Here is a 21,677-nt window from a genome sequence, read left to right as displayed (position 1 = left end):
TGCCTCCCGCGCCTCCTCCGCGAGGCTCTTGACCTCCTCGGCGACCACCTCGAAGCCGGCCCCGGCCTCGCCGGCGCGGGCGGCCTCGATCGAGGCGTTGAGCGCGAGGATGTTCGTCTCGTCGGCGATGTCCTGGATCAGGTCGGTGACGTCCTCGATCGCCGCGACCTCCGACTCCAGTGTCTCGACCCGTTCGAGCGCCTCCTCGGTCCGCTCGTCGACGACGCGGAGGTCCTCTATCGCGGCCGTCGCGGCGTCTGTCCCCTCGTCCGCCCGCTCGCCGACGTCGGCCGCGGTCTCGGCCACCTGGTCCGCGGAGGCGGCGACCTCCTCGGTCGCGGCCGAGACGGTCTGGAGCTCGCCCGTCGCGGCCTCGATGTCGTCGCGCTGGCGGGTCGCGGCCGCCTCGATGTCGTCGACCGCGGCGTACACCTCGTCGCTCTGGGCCGTCGCGCGGTCGACGTTCGACCGGACGTGCTCGGTCGCGCCCGCGACCTCGTCGCCGAAGCCGTCGACGTCGGACACCGTCTCCGCGACCCCCTCGACGAACTCGTTGAGCGTCGCCGCGAGCCCCGCCGCCTCGCCGTCGGTCTCCGCGGCCGGGAACCGCGCCCCGAGGTCGCCGTCGGCGAGCCGGTCGGCGACCTCCCGGAACGCCGCGGCGGGAACGTCGGCGTCGGTCGTTCCCGGCGGGGGCGTCTCGCCGGACGCGACGCCGCCGTCGGTGGTCGCGTCGGGGTCGGTCGTCGCCGTCGAGCGGTCTCCGTCGACGGCACCGCGGTCGGAGCCGGAGCGTGCGTCGTCACTGTCCATTTGTCGTCACTCGCCGGCGGGGGTACATAAGATCGATAGTCAGATTATTCCGGCTGATAGCGACGGCGCGAACGGGACGACGAGTCGAGAGCGAGCGCGACCGACCGAGCGCGCCGGCTCAGGCCGACGGCTCCGCCCCGTCGACGGGCTTCGCGAAGCCGAACCGCGGCTTCACGTCGGTGACCTCGACCGCGAGCGTCTCCCCGACGTCGGCGTCGACGAACAGCGTGTAGCCGTCGACGTAGGCGATCCCGTCCCCCTCGTCGCCCTCCTCTTCGATCGTCACCTCGACGCGGTCGCCCTTGGCGACCGGTGAGGTTGTGTACCCCTTCGCGACGAGGTACACCTCGGAGGAGGCGTCCCGCGAGGCGGGCGGCGAGACGGTACGGACGTACTGGAACGACGCCGCCACGTCGTCGCGGAAGGCGTCGAGGTCCTCGCCCTGGAACACCTTCACGACGAAGTCGCCGCCGGTCGCGAGCAGCTCGTCGGCGGTGTCGAGCGCCTGCCGCGCGAGGTGGACCGAGCGGGCGTGGTCGAGCGAGTACTCGCCGGTCATGTTCGGGGCCATGTCGCTCGCGACGACGTCCGCGCCGCGCTCGCCGACCGCCTCGCGCAGGTAGTGCCGGGTGCGCTCCTCCGTCATGTCGCCGCGGATCGTCTCGACGTCGGCCTCGTCGAGGGCCTCGATGCGCTGGAGGTCGACGCCGACGACGGTGCCGCCCTCGCCGACCTCCTCGGCGGCGACCTGAAGCCACCCGCCGGGCGCGGCCCCGAGGTCGACCACGGTGTCGCCGGAGGCGAGCAGGTCCGCTTCCTCGTCGAGCTGTTTCAGCTTGTAGGCGGACCGGGCGCGGTACCCCTGCTGTTTAGATCGGTTGTAGTAGTCGTCTTTCCCGCTCATTGGCGGCTCGTAGACCGGCCGACCGTTTATCGGCGTCGTTCGCCGGTGAGCGCGCGTCCGTCGGCGGGACAGGGACGACTACACCGAGCGCCGGCCGACGCGTCGCCCGGAGCCTTCGTCGTCGACCGCGACCGAGAGTCCCAGCGCCTCGTAGAACGCGGTCAGCTCGGCGTCGAACGCCGCGGTGACGGCGTCGACCGCGGGATCCGACGCTCCGCGGTCGACCGCGGCCGCGACGAGCGCCGAGCCGATCCCTCGCCCGCGGCGCGCCCGCCTGACGGCCACCGCGTCGACGTGGAGCCGGGCGGGGTCGGGTCGCACGGCGACCAGCGCGCCGACGACGCCGCCGGTCCGCGTCGAACGCGCGACGAGGACGTCGCCAGCGTCGATCCGGTCGTCGACGACGTCCGCGTCGGTCTCCAGCATCGCGGCGTCGAGGATACGGAGGACATCGAGGCGGTCGGCAGGGGTCGCCAGCTCGACGGTCACGTCCGCGGGCGGGTCGCGCGGGTCGGGCGCGTCCGGCGAGTCGCTCCCGTCGCGCTCCCCGGTCACGCGCCGCCCGTCGCGCCGCCCTTTATCAGTCGCAGCACGCGGACCTCCTCGGCGTCGACGACGCGGTCGCCCGGGACCGGCGAGCCGTCGACGAGCGCCGACGCCTCCTGCGGGTGGTAGCCCGCGGCGCGGATCAGGTCGTCGTACGTCGCGTCGGCGGCGAGGCTGTACTCGTCGACCCCCTCGCCGACGACCTCGACGGTCACGTCCATGGACGCGGTAGCGGGCGGGCGGGCGTCAATCGCACGGTTTCGGTGGGTCGAGTCGGGCGGCTCACTCTCGGTCGGGCTCGCGGCCGTTCCACTTCCGAAGGAACCACGCGACCGCGGCGAGGACCGCGACCGTCACCAGCGCGCCGGGACGGGGGACTGCGCCGGTCCAAGCGTCGACGACGAGCAGACTACTCGCGGCCGCCGCGACGACGAGGACCGCGGCCGCGTCCCGGGCGAGTTCCGCCTCGCGCTCCGGCGGGAGGTCGCCGTCGTAGCCCGCGATCAGGCCGACCTTCCCGCGGCCGTGGATCGCCCACGTGAACAGGAGGAGGAGGGCGACGACGACCGTTTCGACGATTGCCATGGGGTTTGAGGGGCGTGAGGGAAAGGGGGAGTCGGCGGGGATGATTCGGGCGGCCCGACCGTCTCAGCCGTCCAGCCGTTCGCGGAGCAGCCCGTTCACCTGTCCGGGGTCGGCGCTGCCGCCGGTCGCCTGCATCACCTGCCCGACGAGGAAGTTGATCGCACCCTCGTCGCCGTCGTGGTAGTCGCTCACGGCGTCGGGGTTCTCGTCGATGGCGGCCGCGACGGCGGCCTCGACCTCGCCGCTCTCGGCCTTCCCGAGCCCCTCGCGGTCGATGACGGTCTCGGGGTCGTCGCCCCCGTCGAGCATCTGACGGAGGACGACCTCCTCAGCGTTCTTCACCGTCAGCTCGTCGGCGGCGACCAGCTCGATCAGGCGCGTGAACTCGTCGAGCCGCCCCTCCACGTCCGTGATCGCCATCTCGCGGTAGTTGAGCTCGCCGAGCAGGTTGTCGGCGACCCACGTCGCGGCGAGGCCGGGGTCGAACTCGCTCGCCACGTCCTCGAAGAAGTCCGCGACCGCCTTCGTGGAAGTGAGCTTCGAGGCGGCCTCGCGGTCTAACCCGTACTCCTCGCGGAAGCGCTCGCGGCGGGCGTCGGGGAGCTCCGGAATCGCGATCTGCTCCTTCCAGTCGGCCACCTCCAGCGCGGGGAGGTCGCCCTCGCGGAAGTAGCGGTAGTCCTTCTCAGCCTCCTTCGAGCGCATCCCGACGGTGACGCCGCGGTCCTCGTCCCAGTGGCGGGTCTCCTGTTCGATCTCGCGGCCGCGCCGGAGGACGTTCTCCTGTCTCGTGACCTCGTAGGCGAGCGCCTGCTCCGCGCCCTTGTGACTGGAGATGTTCTTCACCTCCGCGCGGTTGACGTCGTCGAGCGCGTCGCCGTCGATCGTTCCGTCGTCGTCGACGTGCTCGGCGGGGACCAGGGAGACGTTGGCGTCGACGCGCAGGCTCCCGTCGCGGCCGGGGTCAAACACGCCGAGGTACTCCAAGACCTCCTCCAGCTTGGCGAGGAACGCGCGCGTCTCGGCCGGCGAGCGGAAGTCCGGCTCCGTGACGATCTCCATCAGCGGTGTGCCGGCGCGGTTGTAGTTCACCAGCGTGTGGGTCGCCGACTCGATGGAGCCGCCCGCGTGCTGGAGGCTGCCGGGGTCCTCCTCGAGGTGTGCGCGGGTGATCCCGATGGGCCGCGGGTCGCCGTCGACGCGGACCTCCAGCTCGCCGTCGGCGCAGATCGGCGCGTCGTACTGGGTGAGCTGGAAGTTCTTCGGGAGGTCGGGGTAGTAGTAGTTCTTCCGGTGGAACGTTGTCGTCTCGGGGATGTCGGCGTCGATGGCCTTCCCGACCTTCACCGCGGCCTCGACGGCGGCCTCGTTGAGGACCGGGAGCGCGCCCGGGAGCCCGAGGCAGGTCGGGCAGGTGCGCGTGTTCGGCTCCTCGTCGTCGCCGGGCTCCGTCGAGCAGCCACAGAAGATCTTCGTGTCGGTCTCGAGCTGGACGTGGACCTCCAGCCCGATCACGACTGTCCGGTCCGCCGTCGCGGCCTGCGTGCTCATTACCGGCCAGTTGTGAGCGGGCCGCCTAAATCGTGTCGGGACGACCGCCCCGTCGACTCGGAGTATCGATTCCGAAAACCCGGAAGGAACGATTATTAGGGGGCCGTTCGTAGGTGGCGCGGTGACCGAACCGATGGGCCACGGAAACGGCGACCCGGCCGGCGGGGAGGGCCCGCGTCCCGCCCGCGGCCGAGCGCGCGAGACGGGGGGTACTCGGGGGAGATGAGCGCAACAGGAGTCCGCCGCGGTCGGCCGCCGCGGACCGCCCCCGTCACGGATGTGCGCTGAGGGGCCGCTCCACGTCGGGGAGCCGGTCGACGCCCCGTGGGCGAGGCTGCCCGAGAGCGTCCGGGTACGCCACGCGGACGAGGGCGACGCCGAGAGCGGACGCCCCGGAAGCGACGGCGGGGCGGCGTCTGCCCGCAGGATGGCGGTGACGCGCGGAGCGACGCCGACCGCCGTCGTCGTCCGGCTACTCGACGCCGAGGAGTCGCTCGACCGCCTCGTCGCGGTCCGCGAGCGCTATCCGGACGCCCCCGTCCTCGCGTACTCGGCGGAGGACGACCCGGACGCGGCAATCGACGCGAGCCGGGTCGGCGTCGAGTACGTCTCCGGGCGGCGGCTCGCGGCCGACGGCGAGACGCTCGCCGACCGGGTGGCGGCGACCGCGGTTGGACGCGACGACGAGGCGGAGCTAGAACGGAGCGGACCCGAACCGGCGGGAAGCCGCACCGAGCCCGAACCGGCCGCGACGGGCGCGGGAGAGCGAGCGTTCCTCGAACCGTTCGTGCGGATCGTCTCGGACCGGTGCGCCGACCTCGACGAGCAGATCGACGCCCTGCTGGACCTCGGCCGCGACTACCTCGGGCTGTCGATCGGCTACTCCTCTCGGGTCGACGACGACCGGATCGAACTCCGGCGGTTCAGGGACTCGACCGGGCTCGTGGAGTCGATCGCGGCGGAGGAAGTCGACGACGACGACGGGACGGTCCCGTTGGAGCTGACGTACTGCCATCGGACGGTCCGCGGCGGCGCGGACGCCGGATCCGAGCGGGACGACCGGGCCGAAAGCGGCGAGGCGGCCGGCGGAACCCCCGGCGTCGTCGCGATCACCGACCCGGAGGCCGCGGGGCTGGGCGACCACCCGTCGTACGAGCGGTTCGGCGTCGGCAGCTACGTCGGCGGTCGGGTCGTCGTCGGCGGCGAGGTGTACGGGACGCTCTGTTTCCTCGACCTCGACTCCCGCGACCGACCGTTCGACGAGTCCGAGCGGCTGTTCGTTGAACTGCTCGCCGAGTGGCTCGGGGGGGCGATCGAGCGCGAGGTGGCCAGCGAGGAGCGGGCGGCGGCGGTCGACCGCTTCGAGGAGACGCTCGACCGGGTCGACGACGGCTTCTTCGCGCTCGACGACGAGTTCCGGTTCACCTACGTCAACGAGGCCGCCGCGTCGCTGCTCGAGCGCGACGCCGAGGCGCTAATCGGCGACGACATCTGGGCGGAGTTCCCGGCGGCGCTCGGGCGGAAGTACGAGCGCAACTACCGGCGGGCGATGGAGACGCAGGAGACCGTCTCCTTCGAGGACCGGTACGAGCCGCTCGACCTGTGGACCGACGTGACCGCCTACCCCTCGCCGAACGGGCTGTCCGTGTTCTTCGCCGACGTCTCCGAGCGGAAGCACCGCGAGCGGACCCTCGAACGGCTGCTCGGGACCGTCGAACGCATCCAGCGCGAGGGGGACGCGGAGGGAGTCGCGGAGCGGCTCGTCGAGGCCGCAGACCAGATCCTCGACTACCAGATAAGCGGCGTGCGGCTGTTCGAGGAGGATATCGGCCGACTCCGTCTCGTCGCCACGAGCGACGGGATCGGCGACGCGTTCGCCGCCAGCCGGGAGCCGCGCCCGCCGAGCGAGGGGATCACCGGCGACGTCTTCCGGTCGGGCGAGCGGTGGGTGTGCGACGACCTCGCGACCGACGGGCGCCTCGCGTCGATCGGCGACGGCCCGAGCGCGGACCGGACCGAGTACCACGGCATGCGCTCGTTCGTCGCGGTGCCGCTCGCGGACCAAGGCGTGTTCATCGTCGGCTCCGAGGAGCCGGACGCCTTCGAGGAGAGCGACGTCAGCGTACTCGAGCTGCTGGCGACGAACGCCGTCGCAGCGATGGACGCCAACGACCGGCGACGGCGGCTCCGGACGTACGAGGACGCGCTGAAGAACGTCGACGACATGGTGTGCGTCCTCGACGACAACGGCGGGATCACCTACGCCACCGGACCGTTCGCCGAGTGGATCGGCGACGCCGACGCCGGGGACATCGTCGGCCGGCGGCTTGACGCGCTCGTCGCCCCGGACGACGGGGAGCGCGTGGCCGACGCGGTCGGAGCCCTCACCGGCGCGACGGCCGAGAGCGCGAGCGGCCGAGAGACCACGAGGACGGTGGAGCTGACCGTCGAGCGTGAGGGCGACCGGCAGCCGCGGTACGGGCAGCTGCGCCTGTCGACGCTGTCCGACCGCGGGGGCGGCGTCGTCGGGTCGCTGTCCGACGTCACCGCGCTCCGCCGGACGCGGACGGAGCTGTCGGCCGAACGCGACCGCTTCCGGCGGCTCTTCGACCGGATACCGGACCCGGTGATGGAGGTCATCCTCGAGGACGACGAGACGGTGATCGACGGGGCCAACCCGGCGTTCGAGGCGCAGTTCGGCGCGGACGAGTCGGCGATCCGCGGCCGGACGATCGGGGCGTTGGACATCGACGACGATCGGCTCGGCGACCGGGGGGGAGGGGGTTCCGCCGAGGGAGTCGACCTCGACGCGCTGGTTCGCGAGCACGGCTTCACCACGGAGGAGGTCCGACGACAGACCGTCGACGGGCCGCGGGAGTTCCTCTTCCGCGGGTTCAGCTACGAGACCGAAGGGGTGCGGCGGGCGTTCGGCATCTACACCGACATCACCGACCGGAAGCGCCGGGAGCGGTACGTCCGGATCGTCAACCGGATCCTCAGGCACAACCTCCGCAACGAGCTGAACGTCGTGTTCGGCTTCGCCAGCGAGATCACCGACCGGACCGACGACGACCGGGTCCGCGACCACGCGCGGCGGATCGAGGCGACAGGCAAGCGGCTGAGCGGCGTCGCCGAGGGGGCCACCACGCTGCGGCGGGTCGTCGAAGAGGGGTACGCGACCGACCCCGTCCCGGTCGACGTGGAGGCGGTCGTCGAGGAGGTCATCGCGGGGCACGCCGCCGACCACCCGGACGCGCGGATCACCGCCGACGTGCCGCCGGAGATCGCGGTGCGGGGCGACGACCGCCTCGCGATCGCCGTCGACCACCTCGTGGAAAACGCGGTCGAACACGGCGGCGACGCGCCGCGCGTCGCGGTGACCGCCGAGGGCGACCCGGACGGCGGGGTCGTACGGGTGAGCGTCGCCGACGACGGCCCGGGGATCCCGACCGGAGTCCAAGAGGTCATCGCCGAGGACCGCGAGGTGACGCAGCTGCGACACAACACCGGCGTCGGGCTGTGGATCGCCGCGTGGGTGGTGGAGGCGTACGGCGGCGAGATCCGGTTCGGCCCCGGGCTCGACGGCGCGGGAACGACCGTGACGCTCGTCCTCCCGGCGGGGGAGTGAGCGGGGACGGGGGCGAGGCGGGTCGCCTCCGCGTTCCGACCCGTTTATTGTCGCCGACGGCCCTTCTCGGCGTATGACCGACGACGACCGACGACGCGAGTTGATCGCGGCGCTCACGGCGGCCGACGCCGTCCGATTCGGCGAGTTCGAGCTGTCACACGGCGGCACGAGCGACTACTACGTCGACAAGTACCTCTTCGAGACCGACCCGGACGCGCTGACGCTCGTCGCCGAGGCGTTCGCCGACCGTCTCGCCGCCGCGAACGCGAAGCTGGCCGGCGTCGCGCTGGGCGCGGTCCCGCTGGTGGCGGTGACGGCCGCCGAGCTCGGTCGCCCGTATGTCATCGCGCGCAAGCAGGCGAAGGAGTACGGCACGGGCAACCGGATCGAGGGGCGGCTCGACGAGGGCGAGGAGGTCGTCGTGATCGAGGACATCGCCACGACGGGGCAGTCCGCGGTCGACGCGGTCGAGGCGCTCCGCGAGGCGGGCGCGACCGTGAACCGCGTGCTGGTCGTCGTCGACCGCGAGGAGGGGGCGGAAGCGCTCCTCGCGGATCACGATGTCGAGCTGGAGTCGCTGCTCACGGCGACGGAGCTGCTGGCGGAGCGGGACGAGGGCGCGGAGTAGAGCCGAGAATGGCGGTCTCCGCGGGGTCTACGCCTCGGGCGGCTCCACCGTCGGCACCGCGACGCGGTCGAGCACGTCTCCGATCACGTCGGGCTCGTTGACGTCGTTGACGGCCGCGTCCGGCGTCAACACTAGTCGGTGGGCGAGCGTCGGCTCCGCGACCCGCTTCACGTCGTCTGGCGTGACGAACTCGCGGCCGGCGACGACCGCGGCCGCCCGGGCCGTCTCGAAGAGGCGCTGCGTGCCCCGTGGGGAGACGCCGGCCTCGACGCGGCGGTCCTCGCGGGTCGCTCGGGCGAGCGCCGCGGCGTAGCGGAGCAGGTCGTCGTCGACGCGGACGGACTCCGGGACCTCCCGCAGCGCCGCCACGGAGTCGGGGTCGAGGACGCGGTCGACCGTCGGGGACTGCTCGACGCGGCCGGCGCGCCGCCGGAGCAGCTCCAGCTCGCCCTCCTCGTCCGGGTAGCCGATGGAGGTCTTGATCGTGAACCGATCGAGCTGGGCCTCCGGCAACGGGAACGCGCCCTCGCTCTCGACCGGATTCTGCGTCGCGATCACGTAGAACGGGCTCGGGAGGGCGTGGGTCTCGCCGTCGACGGTCACCTGCCCCTCCTCCATCGCCTCCAAGAGGGCGGCCTGCGTCTTCGGCGGCGCGCGGTTAATCTCGTCGGCGAGGACGACGTTCGCGAAGATCGGGCCCGGCGAGAAGGTGAAAGAGCCGTCGCGCTCGTCGAACACGTTGGTCCCGGTGACGTCAGCGGGCAGGAGGTCGGGGGTGAACTGGATCCGCGAGAACTCCAGACCGAGCGCGGTCGCGAACGAGCGCGCCGAGAGGGTCTTGCCGGTGCCCGGTACGTCTTCGAGGAGGACGTGGCCGCGGGCGAGGATGCCGAGGGTGACGCGGTCGAGGAACTCGCGGTCGGCGACGACCGCGCCGCCGACCTCGTCGACGACGCGGGCGCAGGCGTCGGCCGCTTCGGGGACGTCCATACCCACCGCACGGGAGCCGGGCCGAAAAGCGTTGTCGGCGGGGCGGCGGGACGCTCGGCGGACCGGCGGGACGCTCGGCGAGCAATCGCGGTGCCGCGCCGCGGCGGCGATCGAAACGCATAACAGCGGAACCGGCCAACACCGAATCGAGCCGAGGTAGCCTAGCCTGGCCAAGGCGGTAGATTCGAAATCTACTGTCCATTCGGACACCGGAGTTCAAATCTCCGCCTCGGCGCTTCTCTCAGTTTCGCCCGGCGAGCGACGGCGCTGCCGTCCGCGCCGGGCGGGACGCCTACCCGATCAGCGCCGCCGCGAGGAACATCCCGGACGCGGCCGCCGGCGGGATGGTGAGGTTGTCGTCGACGGCCACGCCGCGGATGAGCGGCGGGAGCCCGTCGGCGATCGCCGCGGGGATCGCCCCGGCGAGCGCGACGATAACGCCCGGATCGGGGCCGAACTCGGGGATCGCGTACGGGACGGCGATCCCGAAGCAGACGAACACCATCGCCGCGACCACGGGGAGCCGCTTCGGCTCCGTCGCCGCGTTCTCGCCGAGCCCGCCGCTTATCGGGTCGCCGACGGAGAGCATCCACATCGCGGGCACGGCGAAGACGGGCGCGAAGACGAGCGCGGTCGTGGCCATCCCGACCTGGTACAGCGCGTAGCCCGCGATCCCGTCGGCCTCGTACTCGCGGACGAGGGCGTCGTACAGGGGGTCGAGCGGGCCGACCGAGTCGGTGAGGCGCAGGGCTTCGAGGACGGCCGCGACCGCGACGCTCAGGATGAGCAGCCGGCCGGTCGTCCGCCACGAGATCCAGCCCAGCAGGTACGGGACCGGGTAGAGGGTGCCGCTGGCGTGGACCAGCCGGCGCTCGAACTCCACGCGCTCGCGCCACGCCGCCGCCGGGAGACGCACCCCCTCAGTTCCCCGCCGTCTCGACGTCGGTATCGACCGCGTCGTACCGGTCGGCGACCGACGCGAACGGTTCGCCCTCCCGGAGCGCGGTCAGCTCGTCGGCGAGGGCCGCGACCGGGATCCGGACCTGCGCCGCGGAGTCGCGCTCGCGGAGCGTGACGGTGTCGGGCCCGTCGCCCTCGATCCCGTCGCGGTCGACCGTGACGCAGAACGGGGTGCCGACCTCGTCCTGCCGGCGGTAGCGGCGACCGATCGAGCCGGAGTCGTCGTACGCGACCGCGAGCCCGGCGGCCCGCAGGTCGGCCGCCACCTCGTCGGCGAGCGCAGTCAGGCGGTCGTCGTTCGTCACCAGCGGGAAGACGGCCGCGTCCTGCGGCGCGACCTCGGGTTCGAGCGAGAGGTACGTCCGCGACTCGCCGTCGACCTCGTCCTCACTGTAGGCGTGCGCGAGCAGCGTCTGAACCGTGCGGCCGACGCCGAACGAGGGCTCGACGACGTGGGGGATGATGTGCTCGCCGCTCTCGGTCACCTCCTCGACGGCGAAGTTCGCGACGTCGACGTCGACCGCGTGAGTCTCCACGTCGTCGCCCTCGCCCACCGTCACCTCGACCGTCTCGGCGTCGAAGGCGTCGGGGTCGCGCTCCGCGAGGGTTTCCAGCGCCTCGGCGACCGCGGCCGCGTCGCCGCCGAACTCCGGCCCGAGCACGGACATGTCGGGGTCGACCGCGGCGCGCTCGACCGTCTTCGGCTCGTCGTACCGCTTGAACACCGTGAACGCGTCGTCGCCGTACTCGTCGTGCTTCGAGAGGTCGTAGTCGCCGCGGTACGCGAAGCCGGCGATCTCGATCCAGTCGCCGTCGACCTCGCTCTCGGCGTCCCAGCAGTCCGCGGCGTAGTGGGCGCGCTCGCCGGCGAGGTGCTGGCGGAAGCGGAAGCGGTCGAGGTCGACGCCGACCCGCTCGTACCACTCCTGTGCGACGCCGAGGTAGTAGCCGACCCACGGGGAGCCGATGACGCCCTCGTCGACCGCCTCGCCGACCGTCGTGTCGAGGTAGTCGCCGTCGTCGGCCTCCTGTTCGGTCGCGGGGTACAGGCGGACCTCCACGTCCCGCACGCGGTCGAGCGGCGGCTCGTCCTCCTCGGGGTCGATGAACTGCTCCAGCTCGGCCTGCGTGAACTCGCGGAGGCGGAGGAGCCCGCCGCGCGGCGAGATCTCGTTGCGGTAGGCCGGGCCAATCTGGGTGATCCCGAACGGGAGGTTCCCGCGGGCGTACTCCTTCAGCCGCGGGAACTCCACGAAGATCCCCTGCGCGGTCTCCGGGCGGAGGTAGCCCGGTTGGGCGTCGCCGGGCCCGATGTCGGTCGCGAACATGAGGTTGAACGCCTCCACCGGCTGGCCGGCCAGTTCGGTGCCGCAGGCGGGACAGGCGATCCCGTTGTCGGCGATGAGCTCGGCGACCGCCTCCCCGGGGAGTGCCTCCGCGTCCTCGACGTCCGTGGCGTCCTCGACGAGGTGGTCGGCGCGGTGAGACTTGCCGCACTCGGGGCACTCGACGAGCATGTCGTCGAACCCCTCCAGGTGGCCGGACGCCTCGAACACGGCCTCCGGCATCACCGTCGGGGCCTCGATCTCGCGGTTCCCCTCGCGGATGGTGAACCGGTCGCGCCACGCGTCCTCGACGTTCCGCTTGAGCGCCGCGCCCTGCGGCCCGAACGTGTAGAAGCCGGCCGTCCCGCCGTACGCGCCGTTCGACCCGAAGAAGAAGCCGCGACGCTTCGCGAGCTCGGCGAGCGCGTCCGCCGCCATCTACAGCCCCTCCAGCAGGTCCACGTCCCGGACGATCCCGTCCAGCTCCGTGCCCGAGACGAGCGGGACCTGCTCGATGTCGTTGCTGATGAGCTCCTGTGCGACCTCCTTGGCCGTCCGCGTGGCGTTGACCGTGATGAGGTCCTCGGTCATGAAGTGGCGGACGGCCTCCGCCGGGATCTCAACGTTTCGGGTCGGGAGGTAGCGCGCGCCCGTCGCCTTGATCCCCTCCCACGACCACTCGGAGTCTTCCTCGGCGATCGAGTCGCCGGTGCTCGCCTCGCCCTCGACCACGCGGGCGACCTCGAGGATGTCAACCTCGGTGAGCATCCCCGTGACGGCGGCGTCGCCGTCGAGGACGACCGCGTACGGGACGCCGGAGAGCGCGATCTCGCGCTCGGCGACCGTGAGCGGCGTCTCGGTATACGTCGCGTTGACGGCGCGCGTCGCGAGCTCGCCCACCGCGGTCTCGCCGTCGACCTCGCCGCGGGCGATGGCCCGCACCACGTCGGTGACGGTGAGGATGCCGACGAGCTCATCGTCGTCGACCACGGGGAGGCGGCGCGATCCCTCCGTGGCCATCGTCCGGGCGGCGTCGACGATGTCGTCGTCGGCCCCCGCGGTGGGGACTTCGCGCATCAGCAGCGCGAGCTGGTCCTCGTCCGGCTGGTCGATCAGGTCGTCGCGCGTGACGAGCCCGCGGTACACCTCGTCGCCGTCGTCGTCTTTCACGACCGGGACCGACGAGAAGCCGTGTTCTTGGATGTACTCCAGCACGTCGTTCCGGCTCCCGGGGATCTCGACGACGACGAGCTCCGACCGGGGCGTCATGGCGTCTGCGACGTTCATGCCCGTCATTCAGCGTGACACCTCTTGTATACTGCGAAGGTGTGCGGCGAGACGGTCACCGAGCGCCGGAGCGCCGAGCGGGGTTCAGCGGGCGGAACGGCGCGTCCGAGACGGCTGCGACGACCCCTCGCACCGCTCCGCGAGCCGGTGAAGAAGCCGACACGTTTCGCCGGATCGTCGTCTGGAGGTCGTTCCGGCGGACGATACGTCGGTCTCGTGTCGTGTGAATCTCCGATTCGACGGTCGAGCGCGCTCGGGTTCGCAACGTTTATACGTATTGTGAACTATTCACAACCATGTCACGGAGTTCCACTCCTTGGGACGACCCGGACCCCGACCGCCGTCGGACGGCGCTGCCGACGGACCCGGCGCTCGACGCCGCGGAAGCGCCGAACGTGATGGCGTCCATCGACTCCTCGTCGTCGCGACCGGAGCTCGTCATCGCGGACGTCTCGCGGGAGGACGCGTGGGTGTCGGTCGATGAGACCGACGCGACCGTCCTCGAGGAGTGGTGTTGAGCCGCGCCGGAGCCTGACGACGCCTCGGCCTATTTTTCAACAGCCGCTGTAGCTCCGTAGCGTCGCAACCGTATACCCGTCACCGGAGTCCGCGCTCCGCTTCCCAGCCGCGGATCAGCGCGCCGACCGTTCGACACGTCGGCACCGACACGCCGCGGCGCTCGGCTCGGTCCACGACCGCGCCGTAGATGGCGTCGACCTCGGTGCGGCGGCCCTTCGCGACGTCCTCGTACATCGACGACCGGTTCGCCGCGGTGTCGGCGGCGACGCGCTCGACGGCCGCGACAGCCCGGTCGTCCGGCAGGTCGACCCCGACCGCCCGAGCGACGCGGGCGACCTCGCGGGCGGCCTCGCGAGCGACCGGGGCCGCGGGACCGTCGAGCGTCGGTCCGTTCTCCGTCCGCGCGAGCGCCGAGGGGCCGTTTATGCCGGCGTTGACCGCGAGCTTCTCGAAGCGCCGCGTCGGCATGTCCTCGGCCACGACCGTCTCGACGCCCGCCGCCTCGAAGGCGGCACCGACCCGTGCGGCCTCGGGCCCGACGCCGCCGGAGAGCGGGCCGACGACCACCTCGCCGACGCCGGTACACGTGACCCGTCCCGGCTCCGCGAACCGCGCCCCGTAGCTCGCGGTGCCCGCGAGGACCGTGGCGTCGAGCGCGGCGACCAGCCGCTCCTCGGTGAGCCCGTTCTGGAGCGAGCAGACCGCCTCGTACTCGCCGGTCGCGAGCGCCCGTGCCGCCGCGTCGGTGTCGTACGCCTTGGTCGTGACGAGCGCGAGGTCCGCGACGCGGTGCGTCCCGTCGGTGAGCGCCCGGGGAGCGACGTGGGCGTCCACCCGACCGTCGATCCGGAGCCCGTCCTCGCGGATGCGCCGCATGTGCGGGTCGCGACCGACGAGCGTCACGTCGTGCTCGCGCGCCAGCAGCCCGCCCACGAGGCTTCCGAGCGCGCCCGCACCGTAGACGAGCACCTCCATGCGCCAAGAGAGGAGCGCCGGCAGAATAGTGGTACCGGTGCGACCGGTCCGCCGCCGACCGTGCGCCCCGCTCGCCCGCCTCAGTTCTTCAGTCCGCTCCCGGTGAGCGGGACGACCACGTCCTCGTCGGGAGCTATCTCGCCCCGGTCGCGGAGGGTTCGCAACGCGGCGGGCGCGACCGCGCAGGTCGGCTCCGTGTAGAAGCCGGCGGCGTGAAGTCGGTCGAGTTCGCGCGTTGCGGCCGCTTCGGTGACCGCGAGCGCGTCGCCGCCGGTCGCGTCGATCGCGTCGCGGATCTCGCGGCCGCGGACCGGCTCGGTGATCCGGATCCCGTCGGCCGCCTCGTTGACCGCTCCGTCAGGGGCGGCGGCCTCGGGGCCGTGGAGCGCCTCGACGACCGGCGCGACGCCGGCCGCCTGCGCGCCGTAGAGCCGGGGGACCGCGTCGATCCACCCGGCGCGTTTCAGCCGCCTGAACCCGCGGTACGCGCCGAGGAAGAGCGTCCCGTGGCCGAGCGGCGTCACGACCGCGTCCGGGGCGTCCCAGCCGCGCCGGAGCGCGATCTCGTAGGCGACCGTGGCGGTCCCCTCGAAGAACGCCGGGTTCCACGCGTGGCTGGCGTACCAGGCGGACTCCCCGTCGTCGAGCGCCGCGACGCACGCGTCCGTCACGGCCTGTCGACTCCCCTCGACTCGGACGGGGTCGGCACCGGCGCGCCGGATGGCGCGGAGCTTCGACTCCTTGGCGTCCGCGGGGACGTAGATCTCGGCCGCCATCCCGGCGCGGGCGGCGTAGGTCGCGACCGCGGCCCCCGCGTTGCCGGAGGAGTCCTCGACGACGCGCTCGACGCCCAGATCGCGGGCCCGCGTCAGCGTCGCGGTCGCGCCGCGGTCCTTGAACGAGCCGGTCGGGAAGACGTACTCCAGCTTGAACGACGCGTTCCACGGAGAGACCGCGGTCCCCGCGCCGGCGACCGGTTCGCGCCCCTCGTCGGCGTCGACGAGCGGCGTCAGTCCCTCGCCGAGCGTCACGCGGGCCGACGGGTCGTCGCCGACCGCGAGCAGGTCGTCGAACGCCCACAGGCCGTCGCGCGCGTCGAACGAGTCGGGGTCGGGGGCCGCGCCCCCGGGCACCGGCGGGTCGGCGAAGTTCAGGGGCGCGCCGCACCGACAGCGCCAGCGGTCGCGGTACGTCTCGCCGCACTGGGGACAGCGGAGTTCGCGGGGGCCGGACGGCGTCGGCTCGGGGTCGTCGGGGGAGCCCATCAGTACGCGTCGACGTTCGTCCCTATCGAGCAGACGTACTCGCCCGCGGCCACCTGCGGGAGCCGGCGCGTCCGCCAGAAGACGCCGTCCGCGTCCGCGGTCACGCGGGCCTCCAGGGAGCCGAAGGTGTCGGTCACGTCGAAGAGAACGTCGCCGGCGGAGACGCGCTCGCCGAGTTCGCGCTCGAAGCGGATCAGGCCGCCGGCGGGCGAGCCGTACTGATCGAAGCCGCGGGCCCGGGTCTGCGAGTCGAGAGCGGCGTCGCCGTCGAGGAACCCGTAGTGGCGGAGCACGTTGAACACACCCTCGACGCCGTACCGGATCGACTCCTCGTCCCAGCCGACGCAGCCGCCGAGTTCAGGGTCGACGGTCGGGATGCCGTGTTCCGGGCCGGCCCGGGCGAGCTGGCCGTCCGGCCCCTTGATATCGAGGACGTGTCCGCAGCCGAACGCCTTCGCGAGCTCGAGGCAGTCGCCGTGGAGCCGGTGGCGGACGCCGCAGCGCACGCGGGTCTCGTTTATCATCCGGCTGGTCGACCCCTGGTGGAGGTCGAGGATGTAGTCCGCGCGCTTGGCGACCTGGAACGTCTCGTGGGCGATCCGCTCGCTCGTCGTGCCGTCGGCGTCGCCGGGGTAGCCGCGGTTCATCTTCCGGTCGTCGACCGGGTTGCGATGTTCGGCCGCCTGGAACGCGAAGTGGTTCACGATGCCGACGACGAGGACCGACCCGGACAGCTCGGCGGGGTCGAGCCGCGGAACGACGCGGTTGACGACGCCCAGTCCGTTCAGCTCGTCACCGTCGCTCACCGCCTGTACGTACAGCGTCGGCCCGTCGGCCGCGCCGTTGACGACGGCGACCGGCAGCCGGACGGGACTCCCGTCCCGCATCTCCCCTACTTCGAGACGGCCCGTGTCCGTCTCGCCTAGGGAGGCGCGGGCCGTTCCCAGCGTTATCATTACGAGGAGGTGGGGCGGCCGGGACTTTATCGGTTCGGTCCGCGGCGATCCGACCGACACAAGCTTTATCGCCGCTATCGTTCAACGAATAGTACCCACAACCGCCGCGTCACGGGTCCCCGTCCGTCTCGACGACCGCGGCGAGTCCCCATGAGTATCGACATCGACCCGCTGCGCGAGGCCGACGGGATCACCGTAACGGACCACATCGAGAACACCCAGTTCGAGGTGTACACCGACCGGGCCGTCCACCCCCACCAGTGTCCGGAATCGGACCACTACTTCCCGGTCGACGCGAGCGTCGCGGTCGAGACCGGCTCGATCGAGATCCCGCGGGTCGCGGTCGTCGAAACACGGGCCGGCGACGGAGAGCTCCTGACCCACGGCGACTGTTACACGATGCCCGACGGGACGTACCACGTTGGGATCAATCCGGCACCGACGAAGCTGTACCTCACTTTCGACTCCGGGTTTGCCGTCTCGACGACCGACCGGACCACCCGGATCGACCTCGACACGGCCGGCACCGTCCGGCTCGGCTTCCGGTCGTTCCACCAGACGCCCGCCGGGACGATCACCACGCCGACGGACCCCGAGGCACTGATGGACGCCGTCTCGCTGCTCGGTTCCGGGCTCCAGACGACCAGTCCAGAGCGGTCGTTCCCGACTCTCCGGGGGCACCCGCCGCTCATCGAACCGGGCAAGGAATTCAGCGTGCCGGAGCGGGTCGAGCCTGTCGACAGCGGGGCGCGAATCGTCGTCCCGCCCGAGTACCGCTACCTCTACCCCGTGGTCTCGTTGGCGTACTACTTCGCCGCCGATGTCGTCCCCGGCGACGCCCCGCGGATCGAGGGCGACGGCTGGATGTACCCGCTGGAACCTGGATTCGAGACGCGGACGGCAGAGGTGCTCCGCCAGACGTTCCACCTCGACTGTCTCGTCCGGACGGAGGGGTTCTACCCGGTCGACCTCCACGAGCGCGAGACGACCGACCTCGACCTCAACTGGGAGCGGTTGTACGACCTCCCGCTCGCGGAGCGGCTCGGCGAGTACCTCGAGGTCCCCTTCCGAGAGGTCGAACCGGAACTCCCGCAGTGGACCCTGACGACCGACGTCCGTCCGGACCCCGAGAACGTTGAGATGCTCCCGTTCGTCGCCGGCGAGCTGTCAATCGTTCGCTCGCCGGAGACCGTCACCCCGGTCGCGGACGACGAGGGCGTCGGGGTCGGCTTCCTCGGCGGCCCGGACCGAAGCGCGTCGGCGGCGAAGAGACGGGGCTCCCCGGTCGCCGGCGTCGGCCTTGACGACGGCGAGTTCGTCCGTGGCGGCGCGAGCGTGACTCGCGGCGTGGACGCGTCAGCGGACCGCGGTGCGGTCGGGGCGCAGACCGACTTTGTGCGGCCGGAGCCGGTCGACACGGTCGAGCACGCGTGGGTCGGCGACGGAGTCCCGCTCGACGCGAACAAGGCGACCCTCGACGCGTACCACCGCCGGCTCGAAGCCGGACAGGTCGAGCAGTCGCGTATCTCTGTGCTCGTCGTCTGTAACGACGAGCAGATGCGCGAGGAGGGCGACGTCGCCGACCTTTACGGCCTGCGCGACATGGTCCAGTTCGACATCGAGGTGCGCCACGACCTCTCCCGCGAGGAGATGCGGGAGGTGCTCGCGTCCGACGTTGACTTCCTCCACTACATCGGTCACGTCGACGACCGCGGGATGCAGTGCGCCGACAGCTACCTCGACCTGACGGACGCGGACCTCGACATCGGCGTCAGCGCCTTCCTGCTCAACGCCTGTCAGTCGTACCAGCAGGGCGAGGCGCTCGTCTGTCGCGGCTCGCGCGGCGGCATCGTCACGCTCTCGGATGTGGCGAACTCGCCGGCGACGAAGCTCGGGCAGATCATCGCCCGCCTGATGAACAGCGGGTTCAATCTCCGGACCGCGCTCCACGTCGCGAAGCGCGAACTGATTACGGGCCACCAGTACATCGTGGTGGGTGATGGAGGGGCGACGATCTGTCAGAGTCGGAGTGGACTGGCGCTAGTGTATGAATTAACAGAGACGGACGATGAAGAGTATATGATTTCAGCAGAATTCTACCCGAATGGGCACCATAGAGAGGGTTCACTTGCCACTTTGAATTTGGAAACAGATGAGAGTAGTTACTACATCCCCTCAAAGGTCGTATGTAAGGAAGTTACCAGAGAAAGTGTTTCAAATCTTATACAGTTAGAACTATTACCGATATTCTATCAAGACGCGTTAAATTGGACTGGTAGCTTGAATCTTGATTAAGGGCCAGGATTTGAGGTTGCTGCGTTCGCCGCCGCAGGGGCCGCCTGCGTCAGCAGTAGGAGGGCGGTGAACAGGACGCCGGCCATTTTCGGGTGCTCTGCCACGTATTCCGCGACACTTTCGTGCATATTCGAGAAGTATCAGGATAAATAAATATTGAGATTGTTTTACGGTTGGATGATAGAGATATTTGAACCGAAATTCTTACGTATTAAATATCCACAGGCCCAGATGCGGACACTAACGCCTCTCGCCGGATCGACTGCTGCCGAGAAACAACCGCCACGGGAGCGTCGAACGAGGACCGCGTTTTTTCACCGCCGAGCGCGGACCCTACCGTGCCATGACCGATATCAAATCCGCGATCCAAGAGGCGTTCGAGCACACCGAGTACGATCTCGGCGACGTCGCGGTCAACCGCCGGCAGGTCCGCGTCTCGGTGATTCAGGAGGGCGCTGACCCCAACGCGCTGCGAGCGGTGATCGAGGAGGCGCTCGGGGCGGACGCGCTCGCGACCGTGACCGTGACCACGGAGCGGATCGCCGGCGAGGACACCGTCGGCACTGTCGTGTCGTTCCGTTACCGAGGGTGACCCCTCGGGCGAGACTCAGTTCCCGGTGACGCCGTGCGTACCGAACGTCAGCAGCCGCTTTCGCGACGCGGTACGGTTAACAGGCCGGTACGCGTACATACGGGTCACACGATGAGGGTCGAGGACGGACACGACGGCGCACAGTACCTCGCCGGTTCGCCAGTTCGGGTCGCGATACTCCGGGCGCTGCGCGACGACCCGCGGCGGCCGGCCGACCTGACCGACGCGGTCGACGCCACCCGAACGACGGTCCAGCGGATCCTCGGGGGGTTCCGCGAGCGGGACTGGGTGGTGAAATGCGACGCCGTCTACCGGGTGACGCCGACCGGCGAACGCGTCCACGACGCGTACGAGACGCTCCTGACGGAGGTCGAACGCGGCAAGCGGTACGGTGGGTTCGCCGCGACCCTCGAACGCGTCGGCGTCAATTTCCCGCCGGGAGGGATCCCCAACAGCGACCTCACCGTCGCGTCTGAAAAGAACCCCCTCGCCGTCGTCGACCGGTTCACAGAGCTGCTTCACGAGAGCGGCGGCGGCAAGATCCGAGCCATCTCCCCGGTCGTCATTCGCCAGTTCAACGACGCGGCGGCAGCGGCGTTAGACGACGGGGCGAACGTGGAACTGATCATCGACCGCGACGCGGCCGACACGTCGGTCGCGGAGTTCGAACCGGCGACCGACCGGGCGTTGGCCGACGACGCCGCGGAGGTGTACGTGAGTGCCGAGCCGATAGAGTACGGGCTCTTCCGCTATGGCGACGTGGCCTGCGTGGCCGCGTACGACGAACAGAACAACCCGCGGTGCGTCATCGAGTCGACTGACGACCCGGTCGTCGACTGGGTCGACGACGCGTTCGAGTCGCTACGAGACGACGCGACACGGCTCTCGGCGATCGTCGAACGGACCTGAGGAGAGAGTCGGCGGTCGCTACGCGTCGTCGCCGTCCTCGGCCGCCGCGTCGGCGTCGCCGTCCGGGTCGAAGTTCGCGGGAACAACCGTCGGGTGGTCGATACCGACGGAGGGCGTTGTGGCAGTCATAACTCTGTGGGATACTAGGCGACAGACGCTCTAAAAATTATCCATAGGCATAACGCATTCAGGCGCAGGAATCAGATGTTCTGTGGTTATACGACAGTTACGCGAACTGCTCGTCGTACAGCTCCTGTGCGTGTTCGATCGCTTCCTTCGCTGCCGCCTTATCCTCCCAGCCGAGCGTTTCGACCTCCTTGCCGGCCTCGAGGTTCTTGTAGGTCGAGAAGAACTCGTCTATCTCGTCGAGCGTCTGCTGCGGGATGTCTTCGAGGTCCTCGATGTGATCGAACCGCGGGTCCTCGGTCGGCACTGCGATCACCTTGTCGTCCTGCTCGCCGTCGTCGTCCATCTTCATCAGCGCGACGGGGCGGGCCTCGACGACGCAGCCGGGGAACGTCTGGTCCTCGACGAGCACCATCACGTCGAAGGGGTCCTCGTCGTCGTAGTACGACTGCGGGATGAAGCCGTAGTCGTACGGGTAGTGGACGTTGGAGTGGAGCACGCGGTCGAGGACGACGCCGGGGATGTCCTTGTCGTACTCGTACTTATTCCGCTCACCTTTGAGGCACTCGACGACGGCGTAGATCTCGTCAGGCGCGTTCGGTCCCGTCTCAAGCTCCTCCCAGAGGTTGGCCATGTGTCCGACGATGCGTCGATGTCGGTCAAAGTCTTTTCGGGATCGCGCCGGAGCGCCCCCACGGGCGGCCTCACAGCGAGACCGTCTACACCGAATCGGCGTCAGCGGTTCCGAGGCCGTCGAACGGCCGATCGGCCGGTTTCGATCGCGAACCGCAGATACGGCACGGCCGACGGATCGTCGGCGCAC

Annotated in this window: 21 protein-coding genes and 1 tRNA gene; 7 read left to right on the top strand and 15 right to left on the bottom strand. The window is 70.7% G+C overall.

What is annotated here, in order from left to right:
* The 6 genes from C464_RS01880 to gatB all read right to left on the bottom strand — a co-directional run.
* The coding region (locus C464_RS01880) for a methyl-accepting chemotaxis protein (protein ID WP_006111804.1) at nt 1-813 on the bottom strand (813 nt) is incomplete at its 3' end.
* Nucleotides 814-931: 118 nt separating this feature from the next.
* Nucleotides 932-1,717 carry a 23S rRNA (uridine(2552)-2'-O)-methyltransferase gene (locus C464_RS01875; protein ID WP_006111803.1) on the bottom strand — a complete coding sequence of 262 codons (786 nt, stop codon included), beginning with the start codon at nt 1,715-1,717 and terminating at the stop codon, nt 932-934.
* Nucleotides 1,718-1,795: 78 nt separating this feature from the next.
* Nucleotides 1,796-2,272 carry a GNAT family N-acetyltransferase gene (locus tag C464_RS01870; RefSeq protein WP_006111802.1) on the bottom strand — a complete coding sequence of 159 codons (477 nt, stop codon included), beginning with the start codon at nt 2,270-2,272 and terminating at the stop codon, nt 1,796-1,798.
* Complete coding sequence (gene samp2, locus C464_RS01865; RefSeq protein WP_006111801.1) at nt 2,269-2,484, bottom strand: ubiquitin-like small modifier protein SAMP2; 216 nt, start codon at nt 2,482-2,484, stop codon at nt 2,269-2,271. The genes C464_RS01870 and samp2 overlap by 4 nt, the downstream gene beginning before the upstream one ends.
* 61 nt (nt 2,485-2,545) lie before the next feature.
* On the bottom strand, nt 2,546-2,848 hold the full coding sequence (locus C464_RS01860) for a hypothetical protein (protein ID WP_006111800.1): 303 nt from the start codon (nt 2,846-2,848) through the stop codon (nt 2,546-2,548).
* Nucleotides 2,849-2,911: 63 nt separating this feature from the next.
* On the bottom strand, nt 2,912-4,399 hold the full coding sequence (gene gatB, locus C464_RS01855) for an Asp-tRNA(Asn)/Glu-tRNA(Gln) amidotransferase subunit GatB (RefSeq protein ID WP_006111799.1): 1,488 nt from the start codon (nt 4,397-4,399) through the stop codon (nt 2,912-2,914).
* Between the two features lie 277 nt (nt 4,400-4,676).
* On the opposite strand from gatB, the gene C464_RS01850 reads away from it, so the two are divergent.
* Entirely contained in the window at nt 4,677-8,027 is a 3,351-nt protein-coding gene (locus C464_RS01850) for a PAS domain-containing protein (protein WP_006111798.1), read from the top strand.
* A 73-nt stretch (nt 8,028-8,100) separates the two neighbouring features.
* Nucleotides 8,101-8,655, top strand: coding sequence for an orotate phosphoribosyltransferase (gene pyrE / locus C464_RS01845; protein WP_006111797.1), 555 nt, complete (start codon nt 8,101-8,103; stop codon nt 8,653-8,655).
* A gap of 27 nt (nt 8,656-8,682) precedes the next feature.
* Here pyrE and C464_RS01840 read toward each other — a convergent pair whose 3' ends face one another.
* A complete protein-coding gene (locus tag C464_RS01840; RefSeq protein ID WP_006111796.1) occupies nt 8,683-9,645 on the bottom strand; it encodes an AAA family ATPase in 963 nt (320 codons plus the stop codon).
* A gap of 150 nt (nt 9,646-9,795) precedes the next feature.
* On the opposite strand from C464_RS01840, the gene C464_RS01835 reads away from it, so the two are divergent.
* A tRNA-Ser gene (locus tag C464_RS01835) sits at nt 9,796-9,880 on the top strand.
* A gap of 57 nt (nt 9,881-9,937) precedes the next feature.
* On the opposite strand, the gene C464_RS01830 is transcribed toward C464_RS01835, so the two are convergent.
* From C464_RS01830 to C464_RS01820, 3 genes are read right to left on the bottom strand one after another with little or no spacing between them, the layout of a single operon-like run.
* Entirely contained in the window at nt 9,938-10,561 is a 624-nt protein-coding gene (locus C464_RS01830; protein WP_006111795.1) for a hypothetical protein, read from the bottom strand.
* 4 nt (nt 10,562-10,565) lie between these two features.
* Complete coding sequence (gene glyS / locus C464_RS01825) at nt 10,566-12,368, bottom strand: glycine--tRNA ligase (RefSeq protein ID WP_006111794.1); 1,803 nt, start codon at nt 12,366-12,368, stop codon at nt 10,566-10,568.
* The gene (locus tag C464_RS01820) at nt 12,369-13,217 is read right to left on the bottom strand and encodes a CBS domain-containing protein (protein ID WP_006111793.1); all 849 of its coding nucleotides are present in this window, start codon (nt 13,215-13,217) and stop codon (nt 12,369-12,371) included.
* Nucleotides 13,218-13,513: 296 nt separating this feature from the next.
* On the opposite strand from C464_RS01820, the gene C464_RS01815 reads away from it, so the two are divergent.
* Nucleotides 13,514-13,735 (top strand): DUF7556 family protein, encoded by a 222-nt coding sequence (locus C464_RS01815; protein WP_006111792.1) that lies wholly within the window; start codon nt 13,514-13,516, stop codon nt 13,733-13,735.
* Between the two features lie 79 nt (nt 13,736-13,814).
* Here the strand turns inward: C464_RS01815 and C464_RS01810 are convergent, their stop codons facing one another.
* The 3 genes from C464_RS01810 to C464_RS01800 form a co-directional block, all read right to left on the bottom strand.
* Nucleotides 13,815-14,711, bottom strand: a complete 897-nt coding sequence (locus tag C464_RS01810; RefSeq protein ID WP_006111791.1) for a ketopantoate reductase family protein — start codon at nt 14,709-14,711, stop codon at nt 13,815-13,817.
* A gap of 80 nt (nt 14,712-14,791) precedes the next feature.
* Nucleotides 14,792-15,976 carry a pyridoxal-phosphate dependent enzyme gene (locus C464_RS01805; protein WP_006111790.1) on the bottom strand — a complete coding sequence of 395 codons (1,185 nt, stop codon included), beginning with the start codon at nt 15,974-15,976 and terminating at the stop codon, nt 14,792-14,794.
* Nucleotides 15,976-16,932, bottom strand: a complete 957-nt coding sequence (locus C464_RS01800) for a succinylglutamate desuccinylase/aspartoacylase family protein (protein WP_049910767.1) — start codon at nt 16,930-16,932, stop codon at nt 15,976-15,978. Before C464_RS01800 ends, C464_RS01805 begins: the two co-directional genes overlap by 1 nt.
* A 150-nt stretch (nt 16,933-17,082) precedes the next feature.
* Here C464_RS01800 and C464_RS01795 point away from each other — a divergent pair, with 150 nt between their 5' ends.
* A complete protein-coding gene (locus C464_RS01795; protein WP_006111788.1) occupies nt 17,083-19,227 on the top strand; it encodes a caspase family protein in 2,145 nt (714 codons plus the stop codon).
* On the opposite strand, the gene C464_RS20045 is transcribed toward C464_RS01795, so the two are convergent.
* Nucleotides 19,224-19,355, bottom strand: coding sequence for a DUF7503 family protein (locus C464_RS20045; protein WP_449404378.1), 132 nt, complete (start codon nt 19,353-19,355; stop codon nt 19,224-19,226). The two genes, C464_RS01795 and C464_RS20045, sit on opposite strands and share 4 nt — an antisense overlap.
* Nucleotides 19,356-19,570: 215 nt before the next feature.
* Between C464_RS20045 and C464_RS01790 the strand changes: the two genes are divergently transcribed.
* Both C464_RS01790 and C464_RS01785 read left to right on the top strand, forming a co-directional pair.
* Entirely contained in the window at nt 19,571-19,819 is a 249-nt protein-coding gene (locus C464_RS01790) for a hypothetical protein (protein WP_006111787.1), read from the top strand.
* 111 nt (nt 19,820-19,930) lie between these two features.
* Nucleotides 19,931-20,728: a helix-turn-helix transcriptional regulator gene (locus C464_RS01785; protein ID WP_006111786.1), complete on the top strand. Its 798-nt coding sequence runs from the start codon at nt 19,931-19,933 to the stop codon at nt 20,726-20,728.
* A gap of 226 nt (nt 20,729-20,954) precedes the next feature.
* Here the strand turns inward: C464_RS01785 and C464_RS01780 are convergent, their stop codons facing one another.
* The gene (locus C464_RS01780) at nt 20,955-21,488 is read right to left on the bottom strand and encodes an inorganic diphosphatase (RefSeq protein ID WP_006111785.1); all 534 of its coding nucleotides are present in this window, start codon (nt 21,486-21,488) and stop codon (nt 20,955-20,957) included.
* Nucleotides 21,489-21,677 lie beyond the last annotated feature (189 nt).

The organism is Halorubrum coriense DSM 10284, assembly GCF_000337035.1.
Lineage (GTDB): Archaea > Halobacteriota > Halobacteria > Halobacteriales > Haloferacaceae > Halorubrum > Halorubrum coriense.
The sequence above is the reverse complement of the archived record's forward strand: the minus strand, read 5'-3'. Positions and strand labels throughout refer to the sequence as shown.